The 23,822-nt window shown below is 60.4% G+C and carries 25 protein-coding genes; 20 read left to right on the plus strand and 5 right to left on the minus strand.

What is annotated here, in order from left to right:
• Positions 1-6 precede the first annotated feature (6 nt).
• Positions 7-453 carry an NUDIX hydrolase gene (locus EE36_RS17305; protein WP_005850812.1) on the minus strand — a complete coding sequence of 149 codons (447 nt, stop codon included), beginning with the start codon at positions 451-453 and terminating at the stop codon, positions 7-9.
• Positions 454-531: 78 nt separating this feature from the next.
• Here EE36_RS17305 and EE36_RS07025 point away from each other — a divergent pair, with 78 nt between their 5' ends.
• The 8 genes from EE36_RS07025 to EE36_RS07060 all read left to right on the plus strand — a co-directional run bounded on the left by EE36_RS07025 (position 532) and on the right by EE36_RS07060 (position 9,665).
• Entirely contained in the window at positions 532-1,518 is a 987-nt protein-coding gene (locus tag EE36_RS07025; protein ID WP_005850814.1) for an Hsp33 family molecular chaperone HslO, read from the plus strand.
• Complete coding sequence (locus tag EE36_RS07030; RefSeq protein ID WP_050752209.1) at positions 1,463-2,104, plus strand: CoA pyrophosphatase; 642 nt, start codon at positions 1,463-1,465, stop codon at positions 2,102-2,104. The genes EE36_RS07025 and EE36_RS07030 overlap by 56 nt, the downstream gene beginning before the upstream one ends.
• The gene (locus tag EE36_RS07035; protein ID WP_039912187.1) at positions 2,083-3,267 is read left to right on the plus strand and encodes a CCA tRNA nucleotidyltransferase; all 1,185 of its coding nucleotides are present in this window, start codon (positions 2,083-2,085) and stop codon (positions 3,265-3,267) included. Before EE36_RS07030 ends, EE36_RS07035 begins: the two co-directional genes overlap by 22 nt.
• A 69-nt stretch (positions 3,268-3,336) precedes the next feature.
• Positions 3,337-5,178 (plus strand): ABC transporter ATP-binding protein, encoded by a 1,842-nt coding sequence (locus EE36_RS07040; protein ID WP_005850819.1) that lies wholly within the window; start codon positions 3,337-3,339, stop codon positions 5,176-5,178.
• On the plus strand, positions 5,178-7,004 hold the full coding sequence (locus EE36_RS07045; protein ID WP_005850820.1) for an ABC transporter ATP-binding protein: 1,827 nt from the start codon (positions 5,178-5,180) through the stop codon (positions 7,002-7,004). The genes EE36_RS07040 and EE36_RS07045 overlap by 1 nt, the downstream gene beginning before the upstream one ends.
• 38 nt (positions 7,005-7,042) lie before the next feature.
• Positions 7,043-8,281 carry a class I SAM-dependent RNA methyltransferase gene (locus EE36_RS07050; protein ID WP_005850822.1) on the plus strand — a complete coding sequence of 413 codons (1,239 nt, stop codon included), beginning with the start codon at positions 7,043-7,045 and terminating at the stop codon, positions 8,279-8,281.
• Positions 8,282-8,290: 9 nt separating this feature from the next.
• Positions 8,291-9,082 carry an ion transporter gene (locus EE36_RS07055; RefSeq protein WP_005850824.1) on the plus strand — a complete coding sequence of 264 codons (792 nt, stop codon included), beginning with the start codon at positions 8,291-8,293 and terminating at the stop codon, positions 9,080-9,082.
• Positions 9,083-9,167: 85 nt separating this feature from the next.
• Entirely contained in the window at positions 9,168-9,665 is a 498-nt protein-coding gene (locus tag EE36_RS07060; protein ID WP_005850826.1) for a murein L,D-transpeptidase family protein, read from the plus strand.
• Between the two features lie 32 nt (positions 9,666-9,697).
• On the opposite strand, the gene EE36_RS07065 is transcribed toward EE36_RS07060, so the two are convergent.
• A complete protein-coding gene (locus EE36_RS07065) occupies positions 9,698-10,207 on the minus strand; it encodes a CAP domain-containing protein (protein WP_005850828.1) in 510 nt (169 codons plus the stop codon).
• Between the two features lie 171 nt (positions 10,208-10,378).
• Between EE36_RS07065 and EE36_RS07070 the strand changes: the two genes are divergently transcribed.
• Together EE36_RS07070 and EE36_RS07075 are read left to right on the plus strand one after the other, a co-directional pair.
• Positions 10,379-10,984 (plus strand): L,D-transpeptidase, encoded by a 606-nt coding sequence (locus tag EE36_RS07070; protein WP_005850831.1) that lies wholly within the window; start codon positions 10,379-10,381, stop codon positions 10,982-10,984.
• A 140-nt stretch (positions 10,985-11,124) separates the two neighbouring features.
• Positions 11,125-11,307, plus strand: coding sequence for a hypothetical protein (locus tag EE36_RS07075; protein WP_005850832.1), 183 nt, complete (start codon positions 11,125-11,127; stop codon positions 11,305-11,307).
• Positions 11,308-11,456: 149 nt separating this feature from the next.
• Here EE36_RS07075 and hemH read toward each other — a convergent pair whose 3' ends face one another.
• Complete coding sequence (gene hemH, locus EE36_RS07080) at positions 11,457-12,503, minus strand: ferrochelatase (RefSeq protein WP_005850835.1); 1,047 nt, start codon at positions 12,501-12,503, stop codon at positions 11,457-11,459.
• 52 nt (positions 12,504-12,555) lie between these two features.
• Positions 12,556-13,374: a hypothetical protein gene (locus EE36_RS07085; RefSeq protein WP_005850837.1), complete on the minus strand. Its 819-nt coding sequence runs from the start codon at positions 13,372-13,374 to the stop codon at positions 12,556-12,558.
• Between the two features lie 17 nt (positions 13,375-13,391).
• Here EE36_RS07085 and EE36_RS07090 point away from each other — a divergent pair, with 17 nt between their 5' ends.
• Genes EE36_RS07090 through EE36_RS07105 form a run of 4 tightly spaced genes read left to right on the plus strand, consistent with a single transcriptional unit; the run spans position 13,392 to position 15,691 of the window.
• Positions 13,392-14,120 (plus strand): ComF family protein, encoded by a 729-nt coding sequence (locus EE36_RS07090; protein WP_005850842.1) that lies wholly within the window; start codon positions 13,392-13,394, stop codon positions 14,118-14,120.
• A 36-nt stretch (positions 14,121-14,156) separates the two neighbouring features.
• Positions 14,157-14,414 carry a glutaredoxin 3 gene (gene grxC / locus EE36_RS07095; RefSeq protein ID WP_005850844.1) on the plus strand — a complete coding sequence of 86 codons (258 nt, stop codon included), beginning with the start codon at positions 14,157-14,159 and terminating at the stop codon, positions 14,412-14,414.
• A complete protein-coding gene (locus EE36_RS07100) occupies positions 14,414-15,244 on the plus strand; it encodes a carbon-nitrogen hydrolase family protein (protein ID WP_005850846.1) in 831 nt (276 codons plus the stop codon). The genes grxC and EE36_RS07100 overlap by 1 nt, the downstream gene beginning before the upstream one ends.
• A gap of 9 nt (positions 15,245-15,253) precedes the next feature.
• Entirely contained in the window at positions 15,254-15,691 is a 438-nt protein-coding gene (locus tag EE36_RS07105) for a MarR family winged helix-turn-helix transcriptional regulator (RefSeq protein WP_005850847.1), read from the plus strand.
• Positions 15,692-15,703: 12 nt separating this feature from the next.
• Here EE36_RS07105 and ubiG read toward each other — a convergent pair whose 3' ends face one another.
• Entirely contained in the window at positions 15,704-16,450 is a 747-nt protein-coding gene (gene ubiG, locus EE36_RS07110) for a bifunctional 2-polyprenyl-6-hydroxyphenol methylase/3-demethylubiquinol 3-O-methyltransferase UbiG (RefSeq protein ID WP_005850849.1), read from the minus strand.
• A gap of 48 nt (positions 16,451-16,498) precedes the next feature.
• Here ubiG and pip point away from each other — a divergent pair, with 48 nt between their 5' ends.
• From pip to infB, 6 genes are all read left to right on the plus strand, one after another.
• Positions 16,499-17,470: a prolyl aminopeptidase gene (gene pip / locus EE36_RS07115; RefSeq protein WP_005850851.1), complete on the plus strand. Its 972-nt coding sequence runs from the start codon at positions 16,499-16,501 to the stop codon at positions 17,468-17,470.
• On the plus strand, positions 17,467-18,315 hold the full coding sequence (locus EE36_RS07120; protein WP_005850853.1) for an ABC transporter substrate-binding protein: 849 nt from the start codon (positions 17,467-17,469) through the stop codon (positions 18,313-18,315). Before pip ends, EE36_RS07120 begins: the two co-directional genes overlap by 4 nt.
• Positions 18,316-18,477: 162 nt before the next feature.
• A complete protein-coding gene (gene rimP / locus EE36_RS07125) occupies positions 18,478-19,056 on the plus strand; it encodes a ribosome maturation factor RimP (RefSeq protein ID WP_005850854.1) in 579 nt (192 codons plus the stop codon).
• A complete protein-coding gene (nusA, locus tag EE36_RS07130; RefSeq protein WP_005850855.1) occupies positions 19,057-20,685 on the plus strand; it encodes a transcription termination factor NusA in 1,629 nt (542 codons plus the stop codon).
• Between the two features lie 22 nt (positions 20,686-20,707).
• Positions 20,708-21,328 carry an RNA-binding protein gene (locus tag EE36_RS07135; RefSeq protein WP_005850857.1) on the plus strand — a complete coding sequence of 207 codons (621 nt, stop codon included), beginning with the start codon at positions 20,708-20,710 and terminating at the stop codon, positions 21,326-21,328.
• A gap of 9 nt (positions 21,329-21,337) precedes the next feature.
• Positions 21,338-23,821, plus strand: coding sequence for a translation initiation factor IF-2 (gene infB, locus EE36_RS07140; protein WP_005850858.1), 2,484 nt, complete (start codon positions 21,338-21,340; stop codon positions 23,819-23,821).
• Position 23,822: the final 1 nt, after the last annotated feature.

The following is a 23,822-nucleotide window of genomic DNA, read 5'->3' on the forward strand; positions in this document are numbered from 1 at the left end:
CGAATTTCAGGACCTTGCCGCCAGAAACCGTTCAAGAAAGTGCCGATCCCCATCGTTGCCTAGCACCGAAACGGCCTCTTCCCCCGACAGAACAACTGTTGCGTGGTCAGGCTCTATCGGGGGGGCAATATGACGGACGGGATGGGCGACATAGACATGGCAAATTTTCTCGGCCCAGATGTCATACTCCGGCATATAGACGTATCGCCGGAATGCACCCAACCGCCGGGGGCGCGCAATGGTCCAACCAATCTCTTCCATCACCTCGCGGTGGAGCGTTTGGAGAGGCGATTCACCGGGGTCAATGCCGCCGCCTGGCAACTGAATATCAACATGTGGCCTAAGCTGGGCGGTCATCAAAAAACGGCCCTTGAGGGGCAAAATCGCATAGGCTCCGGGACGCGACGTGTATGTTTTTCCCGGAATGGGCGGTTCCCCAACGCGTCGCATCATATGACTCCCCCTTTTCGCACGGCTTGTTGCCCTTATATAGACGCGGTATGCCAACCGTCTGCCGGTAAGGAAAGTCAAATGACCCAAGGAAACAAAATCGCGTGGGACGACACCGTTCTACCCTTTCAACTCGATGCCTCTGATATTCGGGGGCGCGTCGCGCGTCTGGATGGCGTGCTGGAAGGGATTTTGCGTCAGCATGACTATCCCGACAAGGTAGAAGCGTTGGTCGCCGAAATGGCCTTGCTTACGGCGCTGATCGGGCAAACCATTAAGCTGCGTTGGAAATTGCAACTGCAGGTCCAAGCCAAAGGGCCGGTGCGCATGATTGCGACAGACTACTATGGCCCGACGGATGATGGTGAACCCGCGCGCATCCGCGCTTACGCCAGCTATGATGCCGACCGGATCACCGATGGGCCGGCCTTTGATCAGGTGGGCGAGGGGTATTTTGCCATTATGATCGATCAGGGCAACGGGATGACCCCCTATCAGGGCATTACGCCGCTTACCGGTAAATCGCTGTCCGAATGTGCAGAGGCGTATTTCGCGCAGTCCGAACAGCTGCCCACACGGTTTGAGCTGAGCTTTGGCAAATCCACCTCCCCGGGGGAGGATGAGCATTGGCGCGCCGGCGGTGTTATGCTGCAACATATGCCCAAAGCCTCGCCCTTTGCCGCGCAAGGGGAAGGCAGCGGCGAGGTGCTGCAAGCCACTGATCTGGTCGACGGTGAAGAGGGGGATAACTGGCACCGCGTCAATGTCTTGCTGGATACGGTAGACGAGCTTGAACTGATTGGGCCGAGCCTGCCGCCGACAGATCTTTTGAAACGTCTGTTTCACGAGGAGATGCCGCGCGTATTCGACGCGCAGGCGGTCCGCTTTGGCTGCACCTGCTCCGAAGATCGTGTGCGGCAAAGCCTGTCGATCTATTCGGCGGGGGATATCGAAACGATGACGACAGACGACGGCCGCGTCACGGCCGACTGCCAGTTCTGTGGCGCGCATTATGATCTGGATCCGAAAACAGTCGGGTTCGAGGCAGAAGACAACAGTGGGAGCTGATCAGCTCGCCCATTTTCGTAAGGCGCTGGCGCAAACTGGTGTCACGTCTTCCGATTTTGACCTTAACAAAGGGTCTACGCCACCGGCGAACCGGACATTGCGGCCAGCTGGCGTTTTGGCCCCGATCGTTGAACGGGGCGGGCGGTTGGAACTTATCCTGACCAAGCGGTCGTCCGCGCTAAAGCACCATCCGGGGCAAATTGCCTTCCCGGGCGGCAAGCAGGATGGCGGTGATGCGGATGTCGTTGCCGCAGCCCTACGCGAGGCACGGGAAGAAATCGGCCTGCCGTCGGATCTGGTCGACGTCTTGGGTACGCTCCCCGCACATGAGACAGTTACGAACTTTCTGGTGACGCCGGTTATTGCCTTCGTGGAAAAAGACTTCGAAATTATCCCCGAGCCCGGCGAAGTTGAGGAAGTCTTTACCGTTCCACTTGATCATGTGCTCAACGCCGAAAATTACGTGGTCCAGTCGCGCCGGTGGCAGGGGCAGCGACGGTATTATTACACGGTTCCTTATGGTCCCTATTACATTTGGGGGGCAACCGCGCGTATGTTGCGGGCATGGACAGAACGTATGATGTAACCCTTCCCGCCAGCACGCGCTGGCTTTCCGACCCCGATGCCCAAGCCGTATGCGATGCGGTGACGGACGGCGGGCATGCGATCTATTTTGTCGGGGGCTGTGTGCGGAACGCGCTTTTGGGCGTGGCGGATAGTGATGTCGACATGTCGACCAATGCATTGCCCGAGCGTGTCATGGCTCTTGCCGCGCGCGCTGGGCTGAAAGCCGTACCGACGGGCGTGGAACATGGAACTGTCACCGTGGTCAGCGGCGGTAAGGGGTTCGAGGTGACGACCTTCCGCCGGGACGTGGAAACGGACGGGCGACGTGCGGTTGTCGCTTTTTCGGACAGTATCCTCGACGATGCGTTGCGCCGAGATTTTACGATGAACGCGCTTTACGCGGATTCGCAGGGGCGGGTGATCGACCCGCTTGAAGGTCTTGTTGATTTGCGCGCCCGGCGGGTGAGGTTTATCGAGGATGCCGCCCAACGTATCCGCGAAGACTACCTGCGCACCTTGCGCTATTTCCGGTTTTGCGCGTGGTATGCGGACCCGATCGAGGGCTTCGATCCGGAGGCTTTGGCCGCGATTGCAGCGCATACCGACGGGTTGGAAAGCCTGTCGGCAGAGCGGATCGGAGCAGAGCTTACGAAGCTGTTAACCGCGCCGGACCCTGCGCCAGCGGTCGCGGCGATGCGCCAAACCGGCGTTTTGGGGACCATTCTGCCGGGGAGCGATGACCGCTGGCTCGGGATGGTCGTGCATTTCGAACAGCTGTTGCAGATGTCTGTGGACTGGCGCACGCGGCTGGCAGCGCTTGGCGGTGAGGATATCGACCAGCGCCTGAGGTTGAGCAAGGCAGACGCGAAATACCTGCATCGGCTGAAAGAGGCGGCATATGGCGGAGAGACAGTGGCCGCGATTGCCCATATCGACGGCGGCGATATGGCGCGCGCGGTTGTTGTGCTGCGCGCCTGCCTGTCTGAAACGCCACCCGATGCGACTGTGCTTGATCGTATCGCGCAGGCCGAAACGGCTGTATTTCCCGTGCAAGCCGCTGATTTGATGCCGGAATACACCGGCCCTGCTTTGGGCAGGCGGCTGGCCGAACTTAGGGCGCACTGGATCGCTTCGGGGTTTGCGGCGACGCGCGACAGTTTGTTGAACACGCCAGAAAGCTGACGCAACCTGTGGTCTTTTCGGCGCGGCTCTTTCTATAGTGGCGGCGAACACGCGCCCCACAGGTGAATTATGTTTCGATTTTTCGAAAATCTTGTCGATCCCTATGCGGACTACGCCGAGCAAGACACGCCGCCCACGCGGCTGTGGCCCTTTTTCCGCACCTACAGCGCGCCGTTCAAAACGGTGTTCTGGGTCACGGGTGTGCTTTCCGTTGTCGTCGCGGCGATCGAGATCGGCTTGATCTACTATATGGGCCGTCTTGTCGATCTGATGGACGGCAGCCCGGCCGAGGTATGGCGCAGCTATGGGGCGGAGTTTATCGTCGTCGCCCTGCTTATCCTGATCGCGCGGCCTGCTGTGCAGGCGGTTCATGTGTTACTCCTGAACAACGCTGTGTTGCCAAATTACGGCACGCTTTTCCGTTGGCGCGGACACCGGCAGGTACTGCGGCAGTCGGTCGGCTGGTTCGAGGATGACTTTGCCGGGCGCATCGCCAACCGCATCATGCAAACGCCCCCCGCTGCGGGGGAGGTCGTGTTTCAGGTCTTTGACGCGATTTCATATGCGCTGGCCTATCTCATCGGCGCAGCGATTTTGTTAACCACGTCGGACTGGCAGCTGCTGATCCCCTTGGTCGCGTGGTTCGCGCTTTATGCTGTGCTGACTCAATGGACGATCAAGCGTGTGGCGGTCGCGTCGCAGGCCGCGTCGGATGCGCGGTCAGAGGTGACGGGCCGCGTGGTCGACAGTTACAGCAACATTCATTCGGTCAAGATGTTTGCCCACCATGACCGCGAGATTGAATATGCCAAGGGTGCCATCGAGAAGGCGCGCGTCACTTTTCAAAAGGAAATGCGGATATTCACCATCATGGATATCTGTCTGGTCAGCTTGAACGGTTTGTTAATCGTCGGGGTTGTAGGCTGGGCGTTCTATCTGTGGTCAACCGGCAACGCGACGGTGGGCGTGGTGACGGCTGCGACGGCGCTGACGCTGCGGTTGAACTCCATGACCGCCTGGATCATGTGGGCGCTATCGACGTTCTTCCAGCAGCTTGGCGTCGTGGCCGAGGGGCTAGAAACGATTGCGCAGCCAATCACCTTGGTTGACGACAGCGATGCCAAGCCGCTGGCCCTGACCGACGGGCGGGTGGAAATGCGCGGGCTGACCCATCATTATGGCCGTGGTTCGGGCGGGTTGGATCACGTGGATATCACCGTGCAGCCGGGGGAAAAGATCGGCCTGATCGGGCGGTCGGGCGCGGGCAAATCGACCTTGGTCAAGCTGCTGCTGCGGTTTTACGACCCCGAAGGCGGACGCATTCTGATTGACGGGCAGGATATCACCACCGTCCGGCAGGACAGCCTGCGGCAGGCGATCGGGATGGTGCAGCAAGACAATGCTTTGCTGCATCGGTCGATCCGCGAAAATATCCTTTACGGTCGTCCCACCGCGACCGAGACAGAGGTGATTGCCGCAGCGAAACAGGCCCAAGCGCATGATTTTATTCAGGAGTTGAGCGATCAGGGCGGGCGATCCGGCTATGATGCGCAGGTTGGCGAGCGGGGGGTGAAACTGTCAGGCGGGCAGCGGCAACGCATCGCGCTGGCACGGGTCATCCTCAAGAACGCGCCGATCCTTTTGCTGGACGAAGCGACGAGCGCGCTTGATAGCGAGGTAGAAGCCGCGATCCAGCAGACCCTGTACGGCATGATGGAGGGTAAGACCGTTATCGCCATCGCGCATCGCCTGTCCACTATCGCTGAAATGGACCGTATTCTGGTCATGGACGGGGGCCGTATCGTTGAAGAGGGCACGCATGAGGTGCTTTTGGCACAAGGCGGGCTATATGCAGATTTCTGGAACCGGCAATCCGGCGGGTTCCTTCGCACAGAAGAGCCGACATCGTAATGCCTTTGACATGGATCGACCCGTTTTCCCCCGCCAAGACAGAGCCGCCGCGCCGTCTGGCGGCCTTTTTTCGTTGGGCGTTGAAGGGCAGCGGCCCTGCGCTTGGCGTCGCGGGTGTGCTGTCGATTTTCGCCGGCGTGATAGAGGTGATGGCCGCCCTGGTTCTTGGGTGGGTTGTGGATGCGGCGCTTGCCGCCGAGGCGAGGGCGGTATTCTCGGATCATGCGGGGCTGCTCTTGGCGGGGCTGGCGTTCTTTTTGCTGCTGCGTCCGGCGCTGTTCGGCGTCAGTTCGTATATGCAGTCGATCGTGGTCGCGCCGAATGTGTTCAACCTCGTGCTGTCGCGCTTGCATCGCTACACGCTGGGGCAGGCGGTCACGTTTTTCGACAATGATTTCGCGGGCCGGATTTCGCAGAAGGAAATGCAGACCAGCCGCGCGCTGACCGATGTCGTGACCGAGGTGCTGCATACGGTGCTCTTCGCCGCCGCGTCCTTTGTCGGTGCGGTGATGCTGCTTGGCACGGTGGATTGGCGCATCGCTGCGGGGCTGGTGCTTTGGATGGTCGGCTATGTCTTCCTGATCCGCCACTTCATGCCGCGGGTCCGCAAACATTCCAAAGCGCGGGCAGGGGCGCGCGCGATGGTGACGGGGCAAGTGGTCGATACGATCACCAACATCAAGACCGTCAAGCTCTTCGCCCATGCCGATCACGAGGACCGCGCCGCCTTGGGGGCGATGCGCAAGTTTCTGGACACGAGCCTCGATTTCGGGCGGGTGAGTGTCTCTTTCCGGTTCTGGCTGATGACGATAGCGGGGTTTCTGCCGGTGCTGCTGGTGGGGGGTGCGCTTTGGTATTGGTCGCTGGGTCTGGTGACGGCGGGTGATATTGCGGCGACGGGGGCGGTGTCGCTACGGCTGGCGCAGATGACGGGCTGGGTCAGTTTCACGCTGATGGCGCTTTATGCGAATGTGGGCGAGGTTGAAGACGGGATGCGCACGCTGGCCGCGCCGCAGCAGCTGCGCGATGCAGACAACGCGGCAGAGCTGGAGGTGCACGAAGGGGCGATCCGCTTTGACGGGCTGCGCTTTACTTATGGCCGCGATACGGGCGGTATCGAAGAGCTCAGCCTATCGATCAAACCGGGAGAGAAGCTGGGCATCGTCGGCGCATCAGGTGCGGGGAAATCAACGTTGGTGTCGCTTTTGCTGCGGCTCTATACGGCGGAACAGGGTCACATTTCGATTGATGGGCAGGATGTCTCGGGTGTGACCAAGCAAAGCTTGCGGCGTCAGATCGGGATGGTCACGCAGGAGACGGCGATGTTCAACCGGTCGGCGTTCGACAACATCCGCTATGGCAAGCCCGACGCGACAAAGGAAGAGGTCATCGCCGCCGCACGTAAGGCCGAAGCGCATGAGTTCATCGAGAAGATGCAGGACCACACGGGCCGCAGCGGCTATGACGCGCATCTGGGGGAACGGGGGGTGAAGCTGTCGGGCGGGCAACGTCAGCGTATTGCGCTGGCCCGCGCGATCCTCAAGGACGCGCCGATCCTGATATTGGACGAAGCGACTAGCGCGCTGGATAGCGAGGTCGAAGCCGCAATCCAAAGCGCGCTGACCCGCGTGATGGAGGGCAAGACCGTGATGGCCATCGCCCACCGTCTGTCGACCCTGACCGAGATGGACCGCATCGCCGTGATGGACGCGGGCCGGATCGTAGAGATCGGCACCCATGACGCACTGCTTGCCAAAGACGGGCTTTATGCCCGCTACTGGCGGCGGCAGTCGGGCGGGTTTTTGGATATGAAGGCCGCAGAATAAGGCTTTTGCTGCGCCCGGCTTCGCGGTAAGCCCTGCGCATGACAGAATATACAATCCAGCGACTTGGCCACCTGGGCGACGGCATTGCGCCCGGCCCTTTATTTGCCCCGATGACCCTGCCGGGCGAGGTGGTGACAGGCACGCCTGACGGTCAGACCCTGACCGACATCCGTATCGTCACCCCGTCAGAGAACCGGGTGTCGGCGCCGTGTCGCCACTTCAAGGCCTGTGGCGGCTGCCAGTTGCAGCATGCGTCGGATGACTACGTCGCGGATTTCAAGCTGGGCGTGGTCAAGGCGTCGCTGGATGCCCACGGGATAGAGACTGTTTTCAAGCCGCTGCAAACCTCGCCTGCGCAATCGCGCCGTCGGGCAACCTTTGCCGCCAAACGTACCAAAAAGGGCGCGATGGCCGGTTTCCACGGGCGCGGGTCTGATGTGGTGATCGAAATTCCCGGGTGCCAGCTGCTGGACCCTGCGGTGATGGGCGCGCTACCGATTGCCGAAAAGCTTGCCGTGATCGGTACAAGCCGCAAGGCTGCTCTTGCTGTGACGGTGACCGCGTCGCGCGGGGGTCTCGATATCTCGGTCCAGAACGGGAAAGAGCTGGACGGCCCCTTGCGGCAAGAACTGGCGCATCTGTGCGACAGTCTGGGGCTGGCGCGGCTGACCTGGGACGGCGAGGTGATCGCGATGCGCACGCCGCCCGTACAGCGTTTCGGTGCGGCCAAGGTGACACCCCCGCCCGGTGCGTTCCTGCAAGCCACCCCGCACGGAGAGGCGGCGCTGGTCACCGCCGTGCGCGAGGCTGTCGGTGAGGCGCGCCATGTGATTGACCTGTTTGCGGGCTGCGGCACGTTCAGCCTGCCCCTGGCCGATCAGGCAGAGGTACACGCCGTCGAAGGTGACGCCGCCATGACCGCCGCGCTGGATCACGGGTGGCGCATGTCGACAGGGCTTAAACCCGTCACGACAGAGGCGCGCGACCTGTTCCGCCGTCCCTTGCTGCCGGACGAGCTGGCCAAGACCGACGCGGTGGTCATCGACCCGCCGCGCGCGGGGGCCGAGGCCCAGATTGCCGAGATCGTCAAAGCGATGCCGCCGGTGCTGGCCTATGTGTCGTGTAACCCCGTCACCTTCGCGCGGGACGCCGCCGTGCTGATTGCCGCCGGTTATACGTTGAATTGGGTGCAAGTCGTTGATCAATTCCGCTGGTCATCCCATGTGGAGCTGGCAGCGCAGTTCACTGCGCCGGAAGTACAACGCAAACGTAAATAACGCAGATCTATGGTGGGCACGGTAAACATGCGGGAACGTCTGGGAAGATGGGTCGAAGGGCGGGCCGTCAGCAATTTCATCATCGGTGTGATCGTGTTCAACGCCGCCTTGCTGGGGATGGAGACAGCCCCCGCCCTGATGGAGAAATACGGCACGCTGATCCTGTTTCTGGATCGCGTCTGCCTGTTCATTTTCATCGCCGAGATCACGCTCAAGATCATTGCGCGCGGGGTCGGGTTCTTCCGCAACGGCTGGAACGTCTTTGACTTTACGGTCGTTGCTATCGCGCTGGTGCCCGCGGTGCAGGGGCTGTCTGTCTTGCGGGCGCTGCGGATCCTGCGGGTTTTGCGGGTGTTGTCCGTCGCCCCGCGTCTGCGCCGCGTTGTCGAAGGGTTTATCACCGCGTTGCCCGGTATGGGGTCGGTGTTCCTGCTGATGACGATCATCTTTTACATCGGGTCCGTCATCGCGACCAAATTGTTCAGCGACCAGTTCCCCGAATGGTTCGGGTCATTGCCCGCCAGCGCCTATAGCCTGTTTCAGATCATGACGCTGGAAAGCTGGTCGATGGGGATCGTCCGCCCGGTGATGGAGGTCTACCCCTATGCCTGGGTCTTCTTCGTGCCGTTTATTCTGGTCACGACCTTCGCCGTGGTGAACTTGCTGGTGGGTCTGATCGTGAACTCGATGCAGGACGCGCATAACGAGGAAGAGACCGTGCGCACCGATGCCTACCGGCTTGAGGTGATGGAAAAGCTGGAAGCGATCGAAAAGAAGCTGGCAGAGCACAGCCGACAGTAACGGCTTTTTGACCGCACCGATATTTGCTACATGATAGGGCATCCACATAAGGCCGAAAAGGTCGCGGGAACGAGGCATAGTGAACATGAAACGCAGAAACCTGATTCTGGGTGGCACCGCGCTGGTCGCGCTTGGGGCCTGCAGCAGCAGTAAATTCAAACGGTACAACGGGCCGCAGGTCACCTATGTGATCGTCAACAAGGGCGACCGCCGGATGTATCTTATGCACCACGACAAGGTGCTGGAATCATACGATATCAAACTGGGGTTCGCGCCTGTGGGCCACAAGGTGTACGAAGGTGACGGGCGCACGCCCGAAGGGATCTATATGATCGACCGGCGCAATCCGAACAGCCGGTTCCACCTGTCGATCGGCATCAACTACCCCAATGAAATGGACCGCGCCCGCGCGGAAGCTTTGGGCAAAAGCCCCGGTGGCGATATCTTTATCCACGGTCAAAAGACCGCCAAGGACAAGAATCGCACAGATTGGACGTGGGGATGTATCTCTGTCTCGAACGACGAGATGGAGGAGATCTATGCGATGGTCGGGGATAACACCCCCATCGCACTGAATCCCTGATATCTAGTTAAAAGCGGGGGTGACCTTGGCGGTCACTTCCCCATCACCATGGTCCACCAGATCTTGCCGTTGTTTTCCTGATGCCAGGAAAAGCCCATGTTCAAAGCGTCCTTCGACATGATGATGCGGCGGGTGTCCGGTTTCTCCATCCACGCGGCAAGAGTTTCGAGCTCGGTCTCGTAGGTTTCCGAAATGACTTCGCCGACCAGCGCGCCAGTATATCCTACACGTTGGATACGATCGACAGGGGACGACCCGTCAGACCCGAAGTGCCAGGGGCGGTTCTGCACCGCCATATCCCGAGAATGGGTCGCGGCGGCGGCGTTCAGCTGTGCGTCTAGTTGAACCGGTGCCAGACCGGAGGCACCGCGCAGCGCGTTCACGGAATCAAGCATGCGGAATTGCAGCTTGCCGGTATCATTGCGCCCGATCTTATAGACGGTAGGGCCGGGGCGACCGTCGGATGCAAGCGGGGTCGGTGCAGGGGTACAGGCCGCCAGCGCCACGGTCAGGGAAATAAGGATTGAAAACAGACGGATCATGGCGCAGCTCCACGCAATTGGGTTTGTCGTGCCATACAGCTTGATGCGTTGCAGATCAAACGCACATGAGCGTGAGCGCGCCTGTTAACGCTTGTTTGATTTGAAACTGCGACTTTCGAGCCATATACGACAGTATTATACTAGGTTGTAACTACCTTCAGGAGACATCTGATGTCTGATAAGAAATTTACCCTTTCGTCGCGCCGTGCTTTCCTTGCTGGCAGCGCCGCGATGCTGGCAACGCCCGCTCTGGCGCAAAGCAGCGTCAACAGCGAAGCGACCACGGAGACGGAGCGTGATCTGACCGAGACCGTGCGTCGCAACACCTCCAGCTTCCGCACGCTGGATTGGCAGCCGTACTTCAGCGACACCAAGAACGGGGCCATTCTTGTCGATATCGACAGCCGCGCGGTGCATTACTGGTCCGAGGATCAGTCGATCTACAAACTGTACCCCTCAAGCGTACCGCTGACCGAGGAACTGACCCGCCGTGGGCGTACCAGCGTGATCCAGAAGGTCGTCGGCCCCACATGGCGTCCGACCCCGTCGATGCTGGAACGCAACCCAGAGTGGCCAGCGGTGATCGGGCCAGGCCCTGACAACCCCTTGGGCACCCACGCGCTGTACCTGAGCTGGACGTACTACCGTATCCATGGCACGCATGACACACGCAAGATCGGGCGTCGTTCGTCGAATGGCTGCATTGGCCTGTACAATGAACATATTGCTGAACTTTTTGCCATGGCGAACGTCGGCACCCAAGTGTTGCTTATTTGACAACTTTTTAGCGATTGTGGTGCTCAAAAGCTGAATCCGGGTTTGCAATTACCCGCTGATGCTGTTTAGAAAGTTTTACGAGGTAAGTCTTGGGCGCGTGCTATCACACTGTGAAGTACGCCTTTTCTGGAGGTTATGTTATGAAGAAACTCGTTCTCGCCGCTGCTCTGACAGCTGCTGCATCGAATGCATTTGCTGGTTCGCTGGCAGAGCCAATCATCGAAGCACCCGTCATCGTTGAAGAGTCCACCTCTTCTTCCTCGGGCATCCTGATTCCTCTGCTGCTGCTGGCCGTTGTTGCTGCTGCAGTTGCTTCCGACTAATTCGGTCGAAGTTTCAGTTAGAAAAAGGCGGTGTTCTACACCGCCTTTTTTTATGTCTGCCGTTCGGCGTCAGATGACAAGCGGACAAAAGAAAAGCGCCTGTAGCCACAGGCGCTTTCTTTGTTTTCAGGTCCAACCCGCGCGGGGGCTTAGTCGATCCAGCCTTGCAGGTTTTCTTCGATCACGTTGGACAGCGCCTTGATGTGCAAGTCGTCGTCATTGAGACAGGGGATATAGTGAAACTCCTCTCCGCCCGCGTGTTCAAAGCTTTCCTTGATCTCTTCGTTGATCTCTTCCAGCGTTTCGATGCAATCGGCTGAAAAGGCAGGGGCGCAGACCGCGATCTTCTTGTTGCCGGCTTCGGCCTGCCGCGCGACCTCTTCCACCGTATAGGGCTGCAACCATTCTTCGGGGCCGAATTTCGACTGGAAGGTCGTCATGATCTGGGTGTCGTCCCAGCCCAGCCGTTCCTTCAGCAGGCGCGTCGTTTTCTGGCACTGGCAGTGGTAGGGATCGCCCTCCATCAAATAGCGCAGCGGGACACCGTGATAGGAACACAGCAGCTTGTCGGGCTTTGTCTCCATCTTGGCGTAGGCCTTCTCGATCGAGGTGGCGAGCGCTTCGATATAATCGGGGCGGTCGAAATAGGGTTCAACCGTGCGTGCGGCGGGCTGCCATTTCTCTTTGGCGAGCGCGGCGAAAAACGCGTCATTCGCGGTGGCAGAGGTGGCACCGGCGTATTGCGGGTACAGCGGGAAGAACAGGATCTTCTGGCAGCCCGCAGCGGTCATCGCCGCCACCTTGGATTGGGTCGACGGGTTGCCGTAGCGCATGCAGTAATCGACCATGACTGCGTCACCATACCGCGCCTGCATTGCGTCTTTTATATTCGCGGTTTGCTGTTTGGTGATGGTCATCAGCGGGCTTTCCCCCGCCTCGTGGTTCCAGATCGACTTATACGCGGCACCGCTGGTGAAGGGGCGTTTCGACAGGATCACCAGCTGAAGCAGCGGTTGCCATTTCCACGGGCTATAGTCGATGACGCGGCGATCCGACAGAAATTCCGATAGATAACGGCGCATTGACCAGTAATCATAGTTGTCCGGCGTGCCGAGGTTCGCCAGCAGGATACCCACCTTGGGGGCGGGCACGGTGGGGTGGTCAGGCTGTGCATGGGCTGGGCGCTGCTGCGTCATCTGGCATTCCTTTTCTGCGTTTAGCGCTGAGATAAACGGTTATGGTCGCGCGTCAATCGCGCAGCGACGTTTCCGCCGTGGCCAGCGCATCGGCCAAGCGCTGCTGCGCAGAGCCGGGTCGCAGGGGTTTGGGCTGGCTGTCCGCCGGTGCCCAGCCCGCCAGAAAGACCAGCTCAAAGCTTGCTTTGATGCGCCCTTCTGGCGTGGCGTAGTGGTCGCGGTAAAGCTGCCCCGCCGCGTCAAAGATCGCGCGGCCACTGGGACGGCGCAGACGGCTGGTCAGCGCGTTGGCCTCTCCCATGGCGCGCAGGTCGCGCATCAGGTGCCAGATATCGCTGTATTCTGTCGTCAGCGTCACGGAATCCGCCACCGGCAGCGCAAGCCCCGCCCGTTGCAGCAGCCCGCCGATATCACGCAACTCGGCCATAGGGGCGATCCGCGGCGACAGACCGCCGGTGATCGACGCCTCGGCCTGACCCAGACAGGCGCGCAGCTCGTGCAGGGTCTGCCCGCCGAAACCAACGCTTAAAAACAGCCCGTCGGGTTGCAGGGCGCGGCGTGACTGGATGATTTGACCCACCGGATCATTCGCCCAATGCATCCCCATCGCATGGACCACCAGATCATGTGCGCCTTGGGTCAGCGCAAGCGTATCGGTGTCCTCCACCAGCGTCGCGTTCGGATGCAGCGCGCCCCAGACCTGCGGGAAGCCGGTGACAATCGCCGCTGACGTAAAGGTTCTGTTAACCAGCGACAGCCGATCATCGACCTCTTCAAGCGCGGCGCGGTGCAGGAACAGGGCGTCATCGGTGGCGCGGCTGCGGTTGCGGGTCAGCGCCGCGCGATCGGTCAGGGTGTGTGAAGCGTTCATGAAAGGATAATAAGATCATGCGAGACCAGTTACAAACCGCTGTTGCGCTGATTTACCCGCCGTCCTGTCTGGCGTGCGGGGCGTGGGTGACTGCTCATGGGGGGCTGTGCGGTCCGTGCTGGCGCGACACGGGGTTCATTGAAGGTGTGGTCTGCGAAACCTGCGGTATTCCCTTGCTGGGCGATCTGTCCGAGACAGACGTGCGCTGCGACGCGTGTCTTGCCGCGCCGCCGCCGTGGGAGCACGGGCGCGCAGCCCTTTTGTACCGAGATACCGGCCGCCGACTGGTGCTGGCGCTGAAACACGGCGACCGTCAGGACATCGCCAAACCCGCAGGGCACTGGATGGCGCGGGTGATCGCGCCCTTCGTCACGCCTGAAACTTTGGTTGTGCCCGTGCCGCTGCATTACGCGCGGCTGTGGAAGCGGCGGTTCAACCAATCGGCCCTGCTTGCCCGTGCGCTTGCCCGTGAACACAAGCTTGGGTGGTGCCCCGACGCGCTGCGCCGCGTCCGACGCACCGCCGCGCTAGAGGGGAAGGGACGTCGCGAACGCATTGCCCATCTGGATGGCGCGATCACCGCCCATCCCCGCCGCGCCGACCTGCTGCGTGGCCGTCCGGTGCTGCTGGTGGATGACGTGATGACATCGGGGGCGACATTACAGGCATCGGCGCGGGCCTGTCTGGAGGCACGCGCAGGGCCAATCTGCGTCGTGACACTGGCAAGAGTGGCAAAAGATACTTAAGTCTTGATCCAACCCATTTGTTGAAAGGACATCAACATGCAACCTGTTGAGATCTATACCTCCCCGCTGTGCGGCTTTTGCCATGCCGCCAAACGTCTGCTGAATGAAAAAGGCGTGAGCTTTGCCGAGGTCGACGTGCTTGCCCAGCCAGAGCGTAAGTCCGAGATGATCGAACGTGCCAATGGCGGGCGCACTGTGCCGCAAATCTTTATCGGCGACACCCATGTCGGCGGCTGTGATGACCTTTACGCGCTTGAGCGTGCGGGCAAGCTGGACGCTTTGTTGGCCTCCTGATGCAGGCGGCGCTGATCCAGCTGAACGTCAGCGATACACCGGCCCGCAATCTGGCGGGCACGGTAGAGATGGTGCGCGATGCCGCGGCGCAGGGGGCGGCGTTTGTCCTCACGCCCGAGGTCACGAACTGCGTCTCGACCAGCCGCGACCACCAGCGCAGCGTTTTGCAGCACGAAGACGATGACATCACCCTCGCCGCCCTGCGGGATGTGGCGCGAGAGGCGGGCATCTGGCTGCTGATCGGGTCGCTTGGGCTGAAAACGCGGGATGCGGACGGGCGCTTTGCCAACCGGTCGTTCCTGATTGATCCGCAGGGGCAGATCAAAGCCCGCTACGACAAGATCCATATGTTCGACGTGGATATCGACGCGGGCGAAAGCTACCGCGAATCGGCGGGCTACCGCCCCGGCGATCAGGCGGTTGTGGCGCAGACGCCTTTCGCCAAAATCGGGATGAGCATTTGCTATGACATGCGCTTTCCCAAGCTCTATCAGGCGCTGGCGGATGCGGGGGCCACGATCCTGACCATGCCCGCCGCGTTTTCGCCGGTGACCGGTGCCGCGCATTGGCACATGCTGCTGCGGGTCCGCGCGATCGAGACAGGGTGTTTCGTGTTAGCCCCCGCGCAGACCGGCACCCATGCCAGCGACAGCCACAAGACCCGCGACACCTATGGCCATTCGCTGGTTGTTGCCCCGTGGGGCGAGGTGCTGCTGGATGCGGGCACCGCGCCGGGCATTTATCCGTTCACGCTGGACATGGCGCGTGTACAAGAGGCACGTACCCGCGTACCCAGTCTTGCCAACCGGCGGGATTTCAAGGCACCTTAGTAACGGCTTATGACGGAAAATCGAAACTCACTTGCGATCACGTTGATCAGCGAATTGCTGTCGGCTGATCAACGGATGCGCAACCGGCTGACCCGGGCGCTGCCCAAAGGCATGGAGATTTCGCATTTTTCGGTGCTGAACAATCTGGCCTGGCATGACGGCGAAAAGACCCCCGCGCAGCTGGCCGAGACGTTCAATGTCACCCGTGGTGCGATGACAAATACGCTGAATAAACTGGTGTGGGCGGGCTATGTGCATATCCGCCCCGATTGGGACGATGCGCGGCGCAAGATGGTGGCGATCAGCCCCGCAGGCCGCAATGCGCGGGATCATGCGATCCGGCAAATCTCGCCGTTGATCAATGACGTGGCCGATGATCTGGGCGAGGCGCAGGTGCGTGCCACGCTCGATACCCTGCGCGCCCTGCGGCGCCAGCTTGAAGGCTGACGCCGGTTTGGGTCACTCTGGCTTCAGGCTGGCGGTGACGTAGTTCACGCTCAGGTCACGATCGGACAGACGCCACGACCATGTGATCGGGTTGAACACGAAGCCCTTGCGATCTACTGCCGTCAGGCCCGCCTTGTGCAGCAGGTCAAAGAGTTCATCCGGCGTGATGAATTTCGACCATTCATGGGTGCCCTTGGGCAGCCAGCGCATCACGTGCTCTGCCCCGACAATCGCCATCATGAAAGACTTGGGGTTGCGGTTCAGCGTCGAACAGATGTGCAGCCCGCCGGGTTTCAGCAGGGTGCGGCAGGCGATCAGATAATCGATGGGAGAGGCGACATGTTCGACCACTTCCATGTTCAGCACCACGTCGAATTGTTCGCCCGCTTCGGCCAGCGCCTCGGCGGTGGTGTGGCGGTAGTCGATGTCGAGCCCCGATTGCTGCGCATGGACCTGCGCGACAGGGATGTTGCCTGCTGCGGCATCGGCACCGACCACGGTCGCACCCAAACGCGCCATCGGTTCCGACAGCAGCCCGCCGCCACAGCCGATGTCCAGAATCCGCAGCCCGCGAAACGGTTCGGGCGATTTCAGGTCACGGTCGAACTCTCCGGCGATTTGGGCAGTGATGTAATCGAGCCGGCAGGGGTTGAGCATATGCAGCGGCTTGAACTTGCCGTTCTCGTCCCACCATTCGGCGGCCATGGCCTGAAACTTTTCGATCTCGGCGGGGTCAACAGTGCTTTGAGGCGCTTGCATTCTGATCTCTCTGTGCTCTTTTGGGTCCAATGACTATATAGGGCTGTAATGGACAAAATCCCGGACCAAAAGCGCGCAGTGCAATATCTTCACCCGCCGATCGATCCCTTCGATCAGCGGATGATGGAGGTGGGCGATGGTCATTCGATCTATGTCGAACAATGCGGCAACCCCGATGGCATTCCCGTGGTGGTCCTGCATGGCGGCCCCGGCGGCGGGTGCAGCCCGTCGATGCGGCGCTATTTCGATCCGGAAAAATATCACGTGATCCTGTTTGACCAGCGCGGGTGCGGGCGGTCCAAGCCTTTCGCGTCGGTCATCAATAACACCACATGGGATCTGGTCGCGGATATCGAACGCATCCGCGAAGCGCTTGGCATCGAGAAATGGATCGCTTTTGGTGGCAGCTGGGGCGCGACGCTGGCGTTGATCTATGCCGAAACCCACCCCGAGAGGGTGCGCAACATCATCCTGCGCGGCGTTTTCATGATGACGCAGGCAGAGCTTGACTGGTTCTATGGCGGCGGCGCGGGCAAGTTCTGGCCCGATCTTTGGGCGCGGTTTACCGGCCTGATCCCCGAAGCCGAGCACGGCGATCTGATCGCGGCCTACCACCGCCGGCTGTTCTGTGGCGACCGCATGACCGAGGTGAAATACGGCAAGGCCTGGGCCGCGTGGGAAAACGCGCTGGCCTCGATCCATGCGTCGGGCGGATCGTATGAGGGCCCGGGGGAATATTCGCGCACCTTCGCCCGGCTTGAGAATCACTATTTCACCAACGCCGGATTTCTTGAGTTTGACGGCCAGATCCTTGCGCATGTGGACCGCATTGCCCATATCCCCGGCGTGATTGTGCAAGGCCGCTACGATATGATTTGCCCCCCCTCCAGCGCGTATGAACTGGCGCAGGCTTGGCCCAATGCCGAGCTGAAAATGGTGCGCAACGCCGGTCATGCGCTGTCCGAACCCGGCATCAGCGCCGAACTGGTGCGCACGATGGACAGGATTGCCGCGCAATGACCCGCTCTTTGATGGATCGGCGTGCTTTATTTGCCTCGGGCGCTGCGGCGGCCTTGCTGGCGGCGACAGGTGTGTCGGCAGCGTCCATGCCCAAAGCGGGCGGGCGGTTGCGGATGGCGCTGTCGGGGGCGGCGCGCAGCGATACCTGGGGGCAGGGCGATGGCCTGTTCATGCAGGTGGCGCGGCAGGGGTTAATCTTTGATACGCTGACCGAAATCGCCGCTGACGGCACCCTGCGCGGAGAGCTGGCAACAGCCTGGCAGGGCAGCGCCGACGGGCGCGTCTGGCTGGTCGATCTGCGCAAGGATGTATTGTTTCACGATCAACGCCCCATGACCGCGCGCGATGTTGTCGCGTCCCTCGCGCTGGACGGTGTGGTAGAGGCGACGGGCCCCCATCAGCTGCGCATCATGATGGATGCGCCCGCGATGGACTTGCCCTTTACGCTGGCGGACCCGCGCCATGTGATCCGCGCCGCCCACGCGATGGATGACGGCATCGGCACCGGCCTGTACCGTCTGCGAAGATTTACGCCGGGTCAGCAGGTTTTGGCCGAACGTGTGGCGGATCACTACAAAGGGCGCAGCGCCGGCTGGTTCGATACGGTTGAACTGGTGTCCATTCCCGCGCAGCAGGTCCGTGCGCAGGCGATGGCTGAATATCTGGTCGAAGCGGCAGACCTGAATGATGGCGAAGTCCTTCAATCCTATGATGATATTGCCTTGCTGCCCCATGCACGCGGGGTGACCCATGCGGTGTCACGCAGCATCGCCATGCCCCTGCGCACCGGCCAGCATCGCCCGTTGGACAACCTGCGCGCCGCCGAACGCTGGTGGCTGGCCTAAGCAGGGCAGGCACACGGGGCTTGCAGTTTCACATATACGGGCGTATATGACGTCTCAACAGCGGCGCATCGGGGTCCACACCTGAGGCTCCACCGATCTTGAACACGGGCCGCGCGCCCGTTTTTTTGTGCCTGCTCGAAACTGCAGGATGATAGTGAGATTATGAACAACGACCTGATTGCAAAAGCAGCCATTGATCGCCGCATGGCCGAGATCATCACACCGGTGATCGAGGATATGGGGTTTGAACTGGTGCGCGTTCGCCTGATGTCGGGCAAGTCGACGACGTTGCAGGTGATGGCAGACCGTCCCGATGGCGGTATCGAGGTGGACGAGCTGGCCCTGATCAGCCAATCCATCAGCGCTGTCATGGATGTCGAGGATCCGATCCTTGATGAATACACCCTTGAAGTGTCGAGCCCCGGCATCGACCGCCCGCTGACGCGGCTCAAGGATTTCGAGATGTTCGAGGGCTATGAAGCCAAGATCGAAACCGGCGAACTGATCGACGGCCGCCGCCGCTTCAAGGGCGAGCTGGCAGGCGTCGAGGATGACGAGGTGCTGATCAACGTCGAGGAAGGCACCATCGGGCTCAAGTTCGATTGGCTGACCGACGCCAAACTGGTTCTGACCGACGATCTGATCAAAGAAATGCTGCGCCAACGCAAAGCGTCCGGTGCGATTGACGAAACCAAATTCGATGACATCGAGACCGAAGGGTCCACCGAGGGAGACGACTAAATGGCCATTACATCTGCCAACCAGCTGGAACTGCTGCAAACCGCCGAGGCTGTGGCCCGCGAAAAGATGATCGACCCCAATCTCGTGGTTGAAGCGATGGAAGAATCGCTCGCTCGGGCGGCGAAGTCGCGCTACGGCGCTGAGATGGACATTCGCGTTTCCATCGACCGCAAGACCGGTCGCGCGACCTTTACCCGTGTGCGTACGGTTGTGGCCGATGACGAGCTTGAGAACTATCAGGCGGAGTTCACGGTAGAGCAGGCCAAGCAGTATATGGCTAACCCCGAAGTCGGTCAGGAATTCAGCGAAGAAGTCCCGCCGGTTGAAATGGGCCGTATCGCCGCACAATCCGCCAAGCAGGTGATCTTGCAGAAGGTCCGCGAAGCCGAGCGTGACCGCCAGTACGAAGAATTCAAAGACCGCGCCGGTACTATCATCAACGGTCTGGTCAAGCGCGAGGAATATGGCAACGTTATCGTCGATGTGGGCGCTGGCGAAGCGATCCTGCGTCGCAACGAGAAAATCGGCCGCGAAAGCTATCGCCCGAACGACCGTATCCGTGTCTACATCAAAGACGTGCGTCGCGAACAGCGTGGCCCGCAGATCTTCCTGAGCCGCACCGCGCCCGAGTTCATGGCCGAACTGTTCAAGATGGAAGTGCCTGAAATCTATGACGGCATCATCGAGATCAAGGCCGTTGCCCGTGACCCAGGTTCGCGCGCGAAAATCGCTGTCATCTCTTATGATGGATCCATCGACCCTGTGGGGGCCTGCGTTGGTATGCGCGGCAGCCGTGTTCAGGCCGTTGTGAACGAGCTTCAGGGCGAAAAGATCGACATTATCCCGTGGAACGAAGACCAGCCGACGTTCCTTGTGAACGCGCTTCAGCCTGCCGAGGTCTCCAAGGTTGTTCTGGACGAGGAAGCGGGCAAGATCGAAGTCGTCGTTCCCGAAGAACAACTGTCGTTGGCGATTGGTCGTCGTGGTCAGAACGTGCGTCTGGCGTCGCAGCTGACCGGTCTGGACATCGACATCATGACCGAAGAGCAAGAGAGCCAGCGCCGTCAGGCAGAGTTCGAACTGCGCACTAAGCTGTTCATGGACAATCTGGATCTGGACGAATTCTTTGCCCAGCTTCTGGTCTCCGAAGGGTTCACCAACCTCGAAGAAGTCGCCTATGTCGAAGTGGACGAGCTGCTGGTCATCGACGGTGTTGACGAAGACACCGCAAGCGAACTGCAAGCCCGCGCCCGTGACGTGATCGAAGCGCAGAACAAAGCGGCGCTTGATGCGGCGCGCGCCTTGGGTGTGGACGACACGCTTATTGAATTCGACGGTCTGACACCCCAAATGATTGAGGCACTGGCCAAAGACGACGTAAAAACGCTCGAAGATTTCGCGACTTGCGCGGATTGGGAGCTGGCCGGCGGCTGGACTACCGTGAATGGCGAACGCACCAAGGATGAAGGGACACTTGAACCTTTCGATCTGTCGCTGGAAGATGCGCAAAAGCTGATCATGACCGCGCGCGTCCTGCTGGGGTGGGTCGATCCTGCCGAGCTTGAAGCGGATGATGTCGACGAAGAATTCGATGCCGACATCGACACGGACGAGGAGGCCGAGGCCTGATCGCGGGGCCTTGGGGAACGATATGACACGTGGTGGCGTTTCTAAAGACCGGCAAGACGGTCCCGAACGAAAGTGTATCGCCACTGGCGAGGCGCAGCCCAAAAACGGACTGATCCGCTTTGTCATTGGTCCCGACATGCATGTTTTCCCGGATATCATGGGAAAACTGCCCGGTCGGGGGATGTATGTGTCAGCGGATCGGGCCGCGTTGGAAAAAGCGGCCAAGAAGGGTCTGTTCGCCCGCTCGGCCAAGCAACCTGTCAAGGTTGCGGATGATTTGGTGGATGAAGTTGAAAAGCAACTTGTCCGCCGTGTGGTTGACCTGATTTCGTTGCAACGCAAGGCGGGCAAGGCCGTTGCGGGCTACGAAAAAGTCAAAGGTTGGCTGCAAATGGAAGAAGCCGAAGTGTTGATCCAGGCAGTAGATGGATCGGGCCGCGGCAAATCGAAACTAAGCACGCCGCATTACGGCCATTACATTGGCTGGCTGACGGCAGACGAATTGGGTTTGGCTTTCGGACGCCAAACTGTGATACATGGGGCGCTCGCCTCTGGTGGTCTTACCTCTCGTGTTGTAGAGGAGGCTCAGCGGTTAAAAGGCGTGCGCATAAACGAGGGTGGCAACGGTCACCCGAAAGGATAGACGAGCTTCATGAGCGATAGTGACGGCAAAAAGACATTGGGCCTGCGGGGAGCGTCTTCGCGTCCCGGCAACGTAAAGCAAAGCTTTAGCCACGGGCGGACGAAAAACGTCGTGGTCGAGACCAAGCGCAAGCGCGTTGTGGTGCCCAAACCTGCTGGCGCAAAAGCCGGCGGCGGTAGCAATCCATCGCTCGGGGATCCCTCCAAGCGTCCGGCAGGGATCACCGATTCCGAAATGGAACGCCGGCTGAAGGCGGTTCAGGCTGCCCGCGCCCGCGAGGCGGAAGAAGCCGAAGCACGCGCAGCCGAGGAAAAGGCCCGCGCGGAAGACCGCGAGCGTCGTCGTGCCGAGATCGAGGCGAAAGAAGCCGAAGAGCGTGAGCGCGAGGAAAGCCTGAAGGCGAAAGCCGAAGAGGACGAGCGCCGCAAGAAAGAAGCGGAAGCCGCAGCAGCCGCTGCCGCAGCCCCCGCAGCGGCCCCTGCCGCGCCGCGTTCGCCGAACATCAAATCCGGCGCACCGACCCCTGCGGCCCGCAAGAAAGAAGGCGACCGCGAGGAAACCAACAAGCGCAACAAGGGTGGCGACGATAGCCGTCGTTCCGGCAAACTGACGCTGAACCAGGCTTTGTCCGGTGGCGAAGGTGGCCGTCAACGGTCCATGGCGCAGATGAAACGCAAACAGGAACGCCAGCGCCAGAAGGCAATGGGCGGCTCGGTTGAGCGTGAAAAGGTCGTGCGCAACGTCAACCTGCCTCCGGCGATCGTGGTTTCCGAACTGGCGAACCGGATGGCCGAACGCGTTGGCGCTGTCGTCAAAGCATTGATGACAAACGGCATGATGGTCACGCAGAACGAAACCATCGACGCTGACACAGCCGAGCTGATCATCGAGGAATTCGGCCACAAAGTGGTGCGCGTTTCCGACGCTGACGTTGAAGATGTGATCAAGGAAGCCGAAGACGATCCGAAAGATCTGGTGTCGCGTCCTCCGGTCATTACGATCATGGGCCACGTTGACCACGGTAAGACATCGCTGCTTGACGCGATCCGCAAAGCCAAGGTTCAGTCCGGCGAAGCGGGCGGTATCACGCAGCACATCGGTGCCTATCAGGTCACAACCGACAACGGTCAGGTTCTGAGCTTCCTCGATACACCGGGCCACGCGGCCTTTACCTCGATGCGGTCGCGCGGTGCGCAGGTCACCGACATCGTCGTTCTGGTGGTCGCGGCGGATGATGCAGTGATGCCTCAGACGATCGAAGCGATTAACCACGCGAAAGCGGCCAAGGTGCCGATGATCGTGGCGATCAACAAGATCGACAAATACGAAGCCAACCCTGACAAAGTCCGTACGGACCTGCTGCAGCACGAGGTCATCGTTGAAAAGATGTCCGGTGAAACACAGGACGTCGAAGTATCGGCAACCACGGGCCAAGGTCTGGACGAACTGCTGGAAGCCATCGCGCTGCAAGCAGAACTGCTGGAACTGAAAGCGAACCCGAACCGCGCCGCGGTCGGTGCCGTGATCGAAGCGCAGCTTGACGTGGGCCGCGGCCCCGTTGCGACTGTTCTTGTTCAGAACGGTACGCTGCGTCAGGGCGACATCTTTGTTGTGGGCGAGCAGTACGGTAAGGTCCGTGCGCTGATCAACGATCAGGGCGAGCGCGTGAAAGAAGCAGGCCCATCCGTGCCGGTAGAGGTGCTTGGCCTTAACGGGACACCGGGTGCGGGCGACGTTCTGAACGTCACCGACACCGAAGCGCAGGCGCGCGAGATTGCGGAATACCGTGAAAAAGCCGCCAAAGACAAACGTGCTGCGGCTGGTGCTGCCACGACGCTGGAACAGCTGATGGCGAACGCCAAGGTGAATGAAACCATTAGCGAGCTGCCTTTGTTGATCAAAGCAGACGTTCAGGGTTCTGCCGAAGCGATCGTTCAAGCGATGGAGAAAATCGGCAACGACGAAGTCCGCGTGCGCGTCCTTCACTCGGGCGTGGGTGCGATCACCGATACCGACGTTGGTCTTGCCGAAGCCTCCAACGCGCCGATCATCGGTTTCAACGTGCGTGCAAACGCCTCGGCCCGTGCCTCGGCAAACCAGAAGGGTGTCGAGATCCGGTATTACTCGGTCATCTATGACATGGTTGATGATGTGAAAGCTGCCGCAAGTGGCCTGCTGAGCAACGAGATCCGCGAACACTTCATCGGCTATGCGTCGATCAAAGAGGTGTTCAAAGTGACTGGCGTTGGCAAGGTTGCGGGCTGTCTGGTCACCGAAGGCAAAGCAAGCCGCGCCGCTGGTGTGCGCCTGCTGCGCGACGATGTCGTGATCCACGAGGGCACGCTGAAAACGCTCAAGCGCTTCAAGGACGAAGTTGCCGAAGTACCGTCAGGCCAGGAATGTGGTATGGCGTTTGAGAACTACGAAGACATCCGTCCGGGCGACGTTATCGAAATCTTCACACGTGAAGAAGTCGTACGCACGCTGGACTAAG

Source organism: Sulfitobacter sp. EE-36, assembly GCF_000152605.1.
GTDB lineage: Bacteria > Pseudomonadota > Alphaproteobacteria > Rhodobacterales > Rhodobacteraceae > Sulfitobacter > Sulfitobacter pontiacus.

Coding starts and splice junctions, on each gene's coding strand:
- EE36_RS17305 (WP_005850812.1), bottom strand. CDS start 453: ATGATGCGACGCGTTGGGGAACCGCCCATTCCGGGAAAAACATACACG.
- EE36_RS07025 (WP_005850814.1), top strand. CDS start 532: ATGACCCAAGGAAACAAAATCGCGTGGGACGACACCGTTCTACCCTTT.
- EE36_RS07030 (WP_050752209.1), top strand. CDS start 1,463: ATGATCTGGATCCGAAAACAGTCGGGTTCGAGGCAGAAGACAACAGTG.
- EE36_RS07035 (WP_039912187.1), top strand. CDS start 2,083: ATGGACAGAACGTATGATGTAACCCTTCCCGCCAGCACGCGCTGGCTT.
- EE36_RS07040 (WP_005850819.1), top strand. CDS start 3,337: ATGTTTCGATTTTTCGAAAATCTTGTCGATCCCTATGCGGACTACGCC.
- EE36_RS07045 (WP_005850820.1), top strand. CDS start 5,178: ATGCCTTTGACATGGATCGACCCGTTTTCCCCCGCCAAGACAGAGCCG.
- EE36_RS07050 (WP_005850822.1), top strand. CDS start 7,043: ATGACAGAATATACAATCCAGCGACTTGGCCACCTGGGCGACGGCATT.
- EE36_RS07055 (WP_005850824.1), top strand. CDS start 8,291: ATGGTGGGCACGGTAAACATGCGGGAACGTCTGGGAAGATGGGTCGAA.
- EE36_RS07060 (WP_005850826.1), top strand. CDS start 9,168: ATGAAACGCAGAAACCTGATTCTGGGTGGCACCGCGCTGGTCGCGCTT.
- EE36_RS07065 (WP_005850828.1), bottom strand. CDS start 10,207: ATGATCCGTCTGTTTTCAATCCTTATTTCCCTGACCGTGGCGCTGGCG.
- EE36_RS07070 (WP_005850831.1), top strand. CDS start 10,379: ATGTCTGATAAGAAATTTACCCTTTCGTCGCGCCGTGCTTTCCTTGCT.
- EE36_RS07075 (WP_005850832.1), top strand. CDS start 11,125: ATGAAGAAACTCGTTCTCGCCGCTGCTCTGACAGCTGCTGCATCGAAT.
- hemH (WP_005850835.1), bottom strand. CDS start 12,503: ATGACGCAGCAGCGCCCAGCCCATGCACAGCCTGACCACCCCACCGTG.
- EE36_RS07085 (WP_005850837.1), bottom strand. CDS start 13,374: ATGAACGCTTCACACACCCTGACCGATCGCGCGGCGCTGACCCGCAAC.
- EE36_RS07090 (WP_005850842.1), top strand. CDS start 13,392: ATGCGAGACCAGTTACAAACCGCTGTTGCGCTGATTTACCCGCCGTCC.
- grxC (WP_005850844.1), top strand. CDS start 14,157: ATGCAACCTGTTGAGATCTATACCTCCCCGCTGTGCGGCTTTTGCCAT.
- EE36_RS07100 (WP_005850846.1), top strand. CDS start 14,414: ATGCAGGCGGCGCTGATCCAGCTGAACGTCAGCGATACACCGGCCCGC.
- EE36_RS07105 (WP_005850847.1), top strand. CDS start 15,254: ATGACGGAAAATCGAAACTCACTTGCGATCACGTTGATCAGCGAATTG.
- ubiG (WP_005850849.1), bottom strand. CDS start 16,450: ATGCAAGCGCCTCAAAGCACTGTTGACCCCGCCGAGATCGAAAAGTTT.
- pip (WP_005850851.1), top strand. CDS start 16,499: ATGGACAAAATCCCGGACCAAAAGCGCGCAGTGCAATATCTTCACCCG.
- EE36_RS07120 (WP_005850853.1), top strand. CDS start 17,467: ATGACCCGCTCTTTGATGGATCGGCGTGCTTTATTTGCCTCGGGCGCT.
- rimP (WP_005850854.1), top strand. CDS start 18,478: ATGAACAACGACCTGATTGCAAAAGCAGCCATTGATCGCCGCATGGCC.
- nusA (WP_005850855.1), top strand. CDS start 19,057: ATGGCCATTACATCTGCCAACCAGCTGGAACTGCTGCAAACCGCCGAG.
- EE36_RS07135 (WP_005850857.1), top strand. CDS start 20,708: ATGACACGTGGTGGCGTTTCTAAAGACCGGCAAGACGGTCCCGAACGA.
- infB (WP_005850858.1), top strand. CDS start 21,338: ATGAGCGATAGTGACGGCAAAAAGACATTGGGCCTGCGGGGAGCGTCT.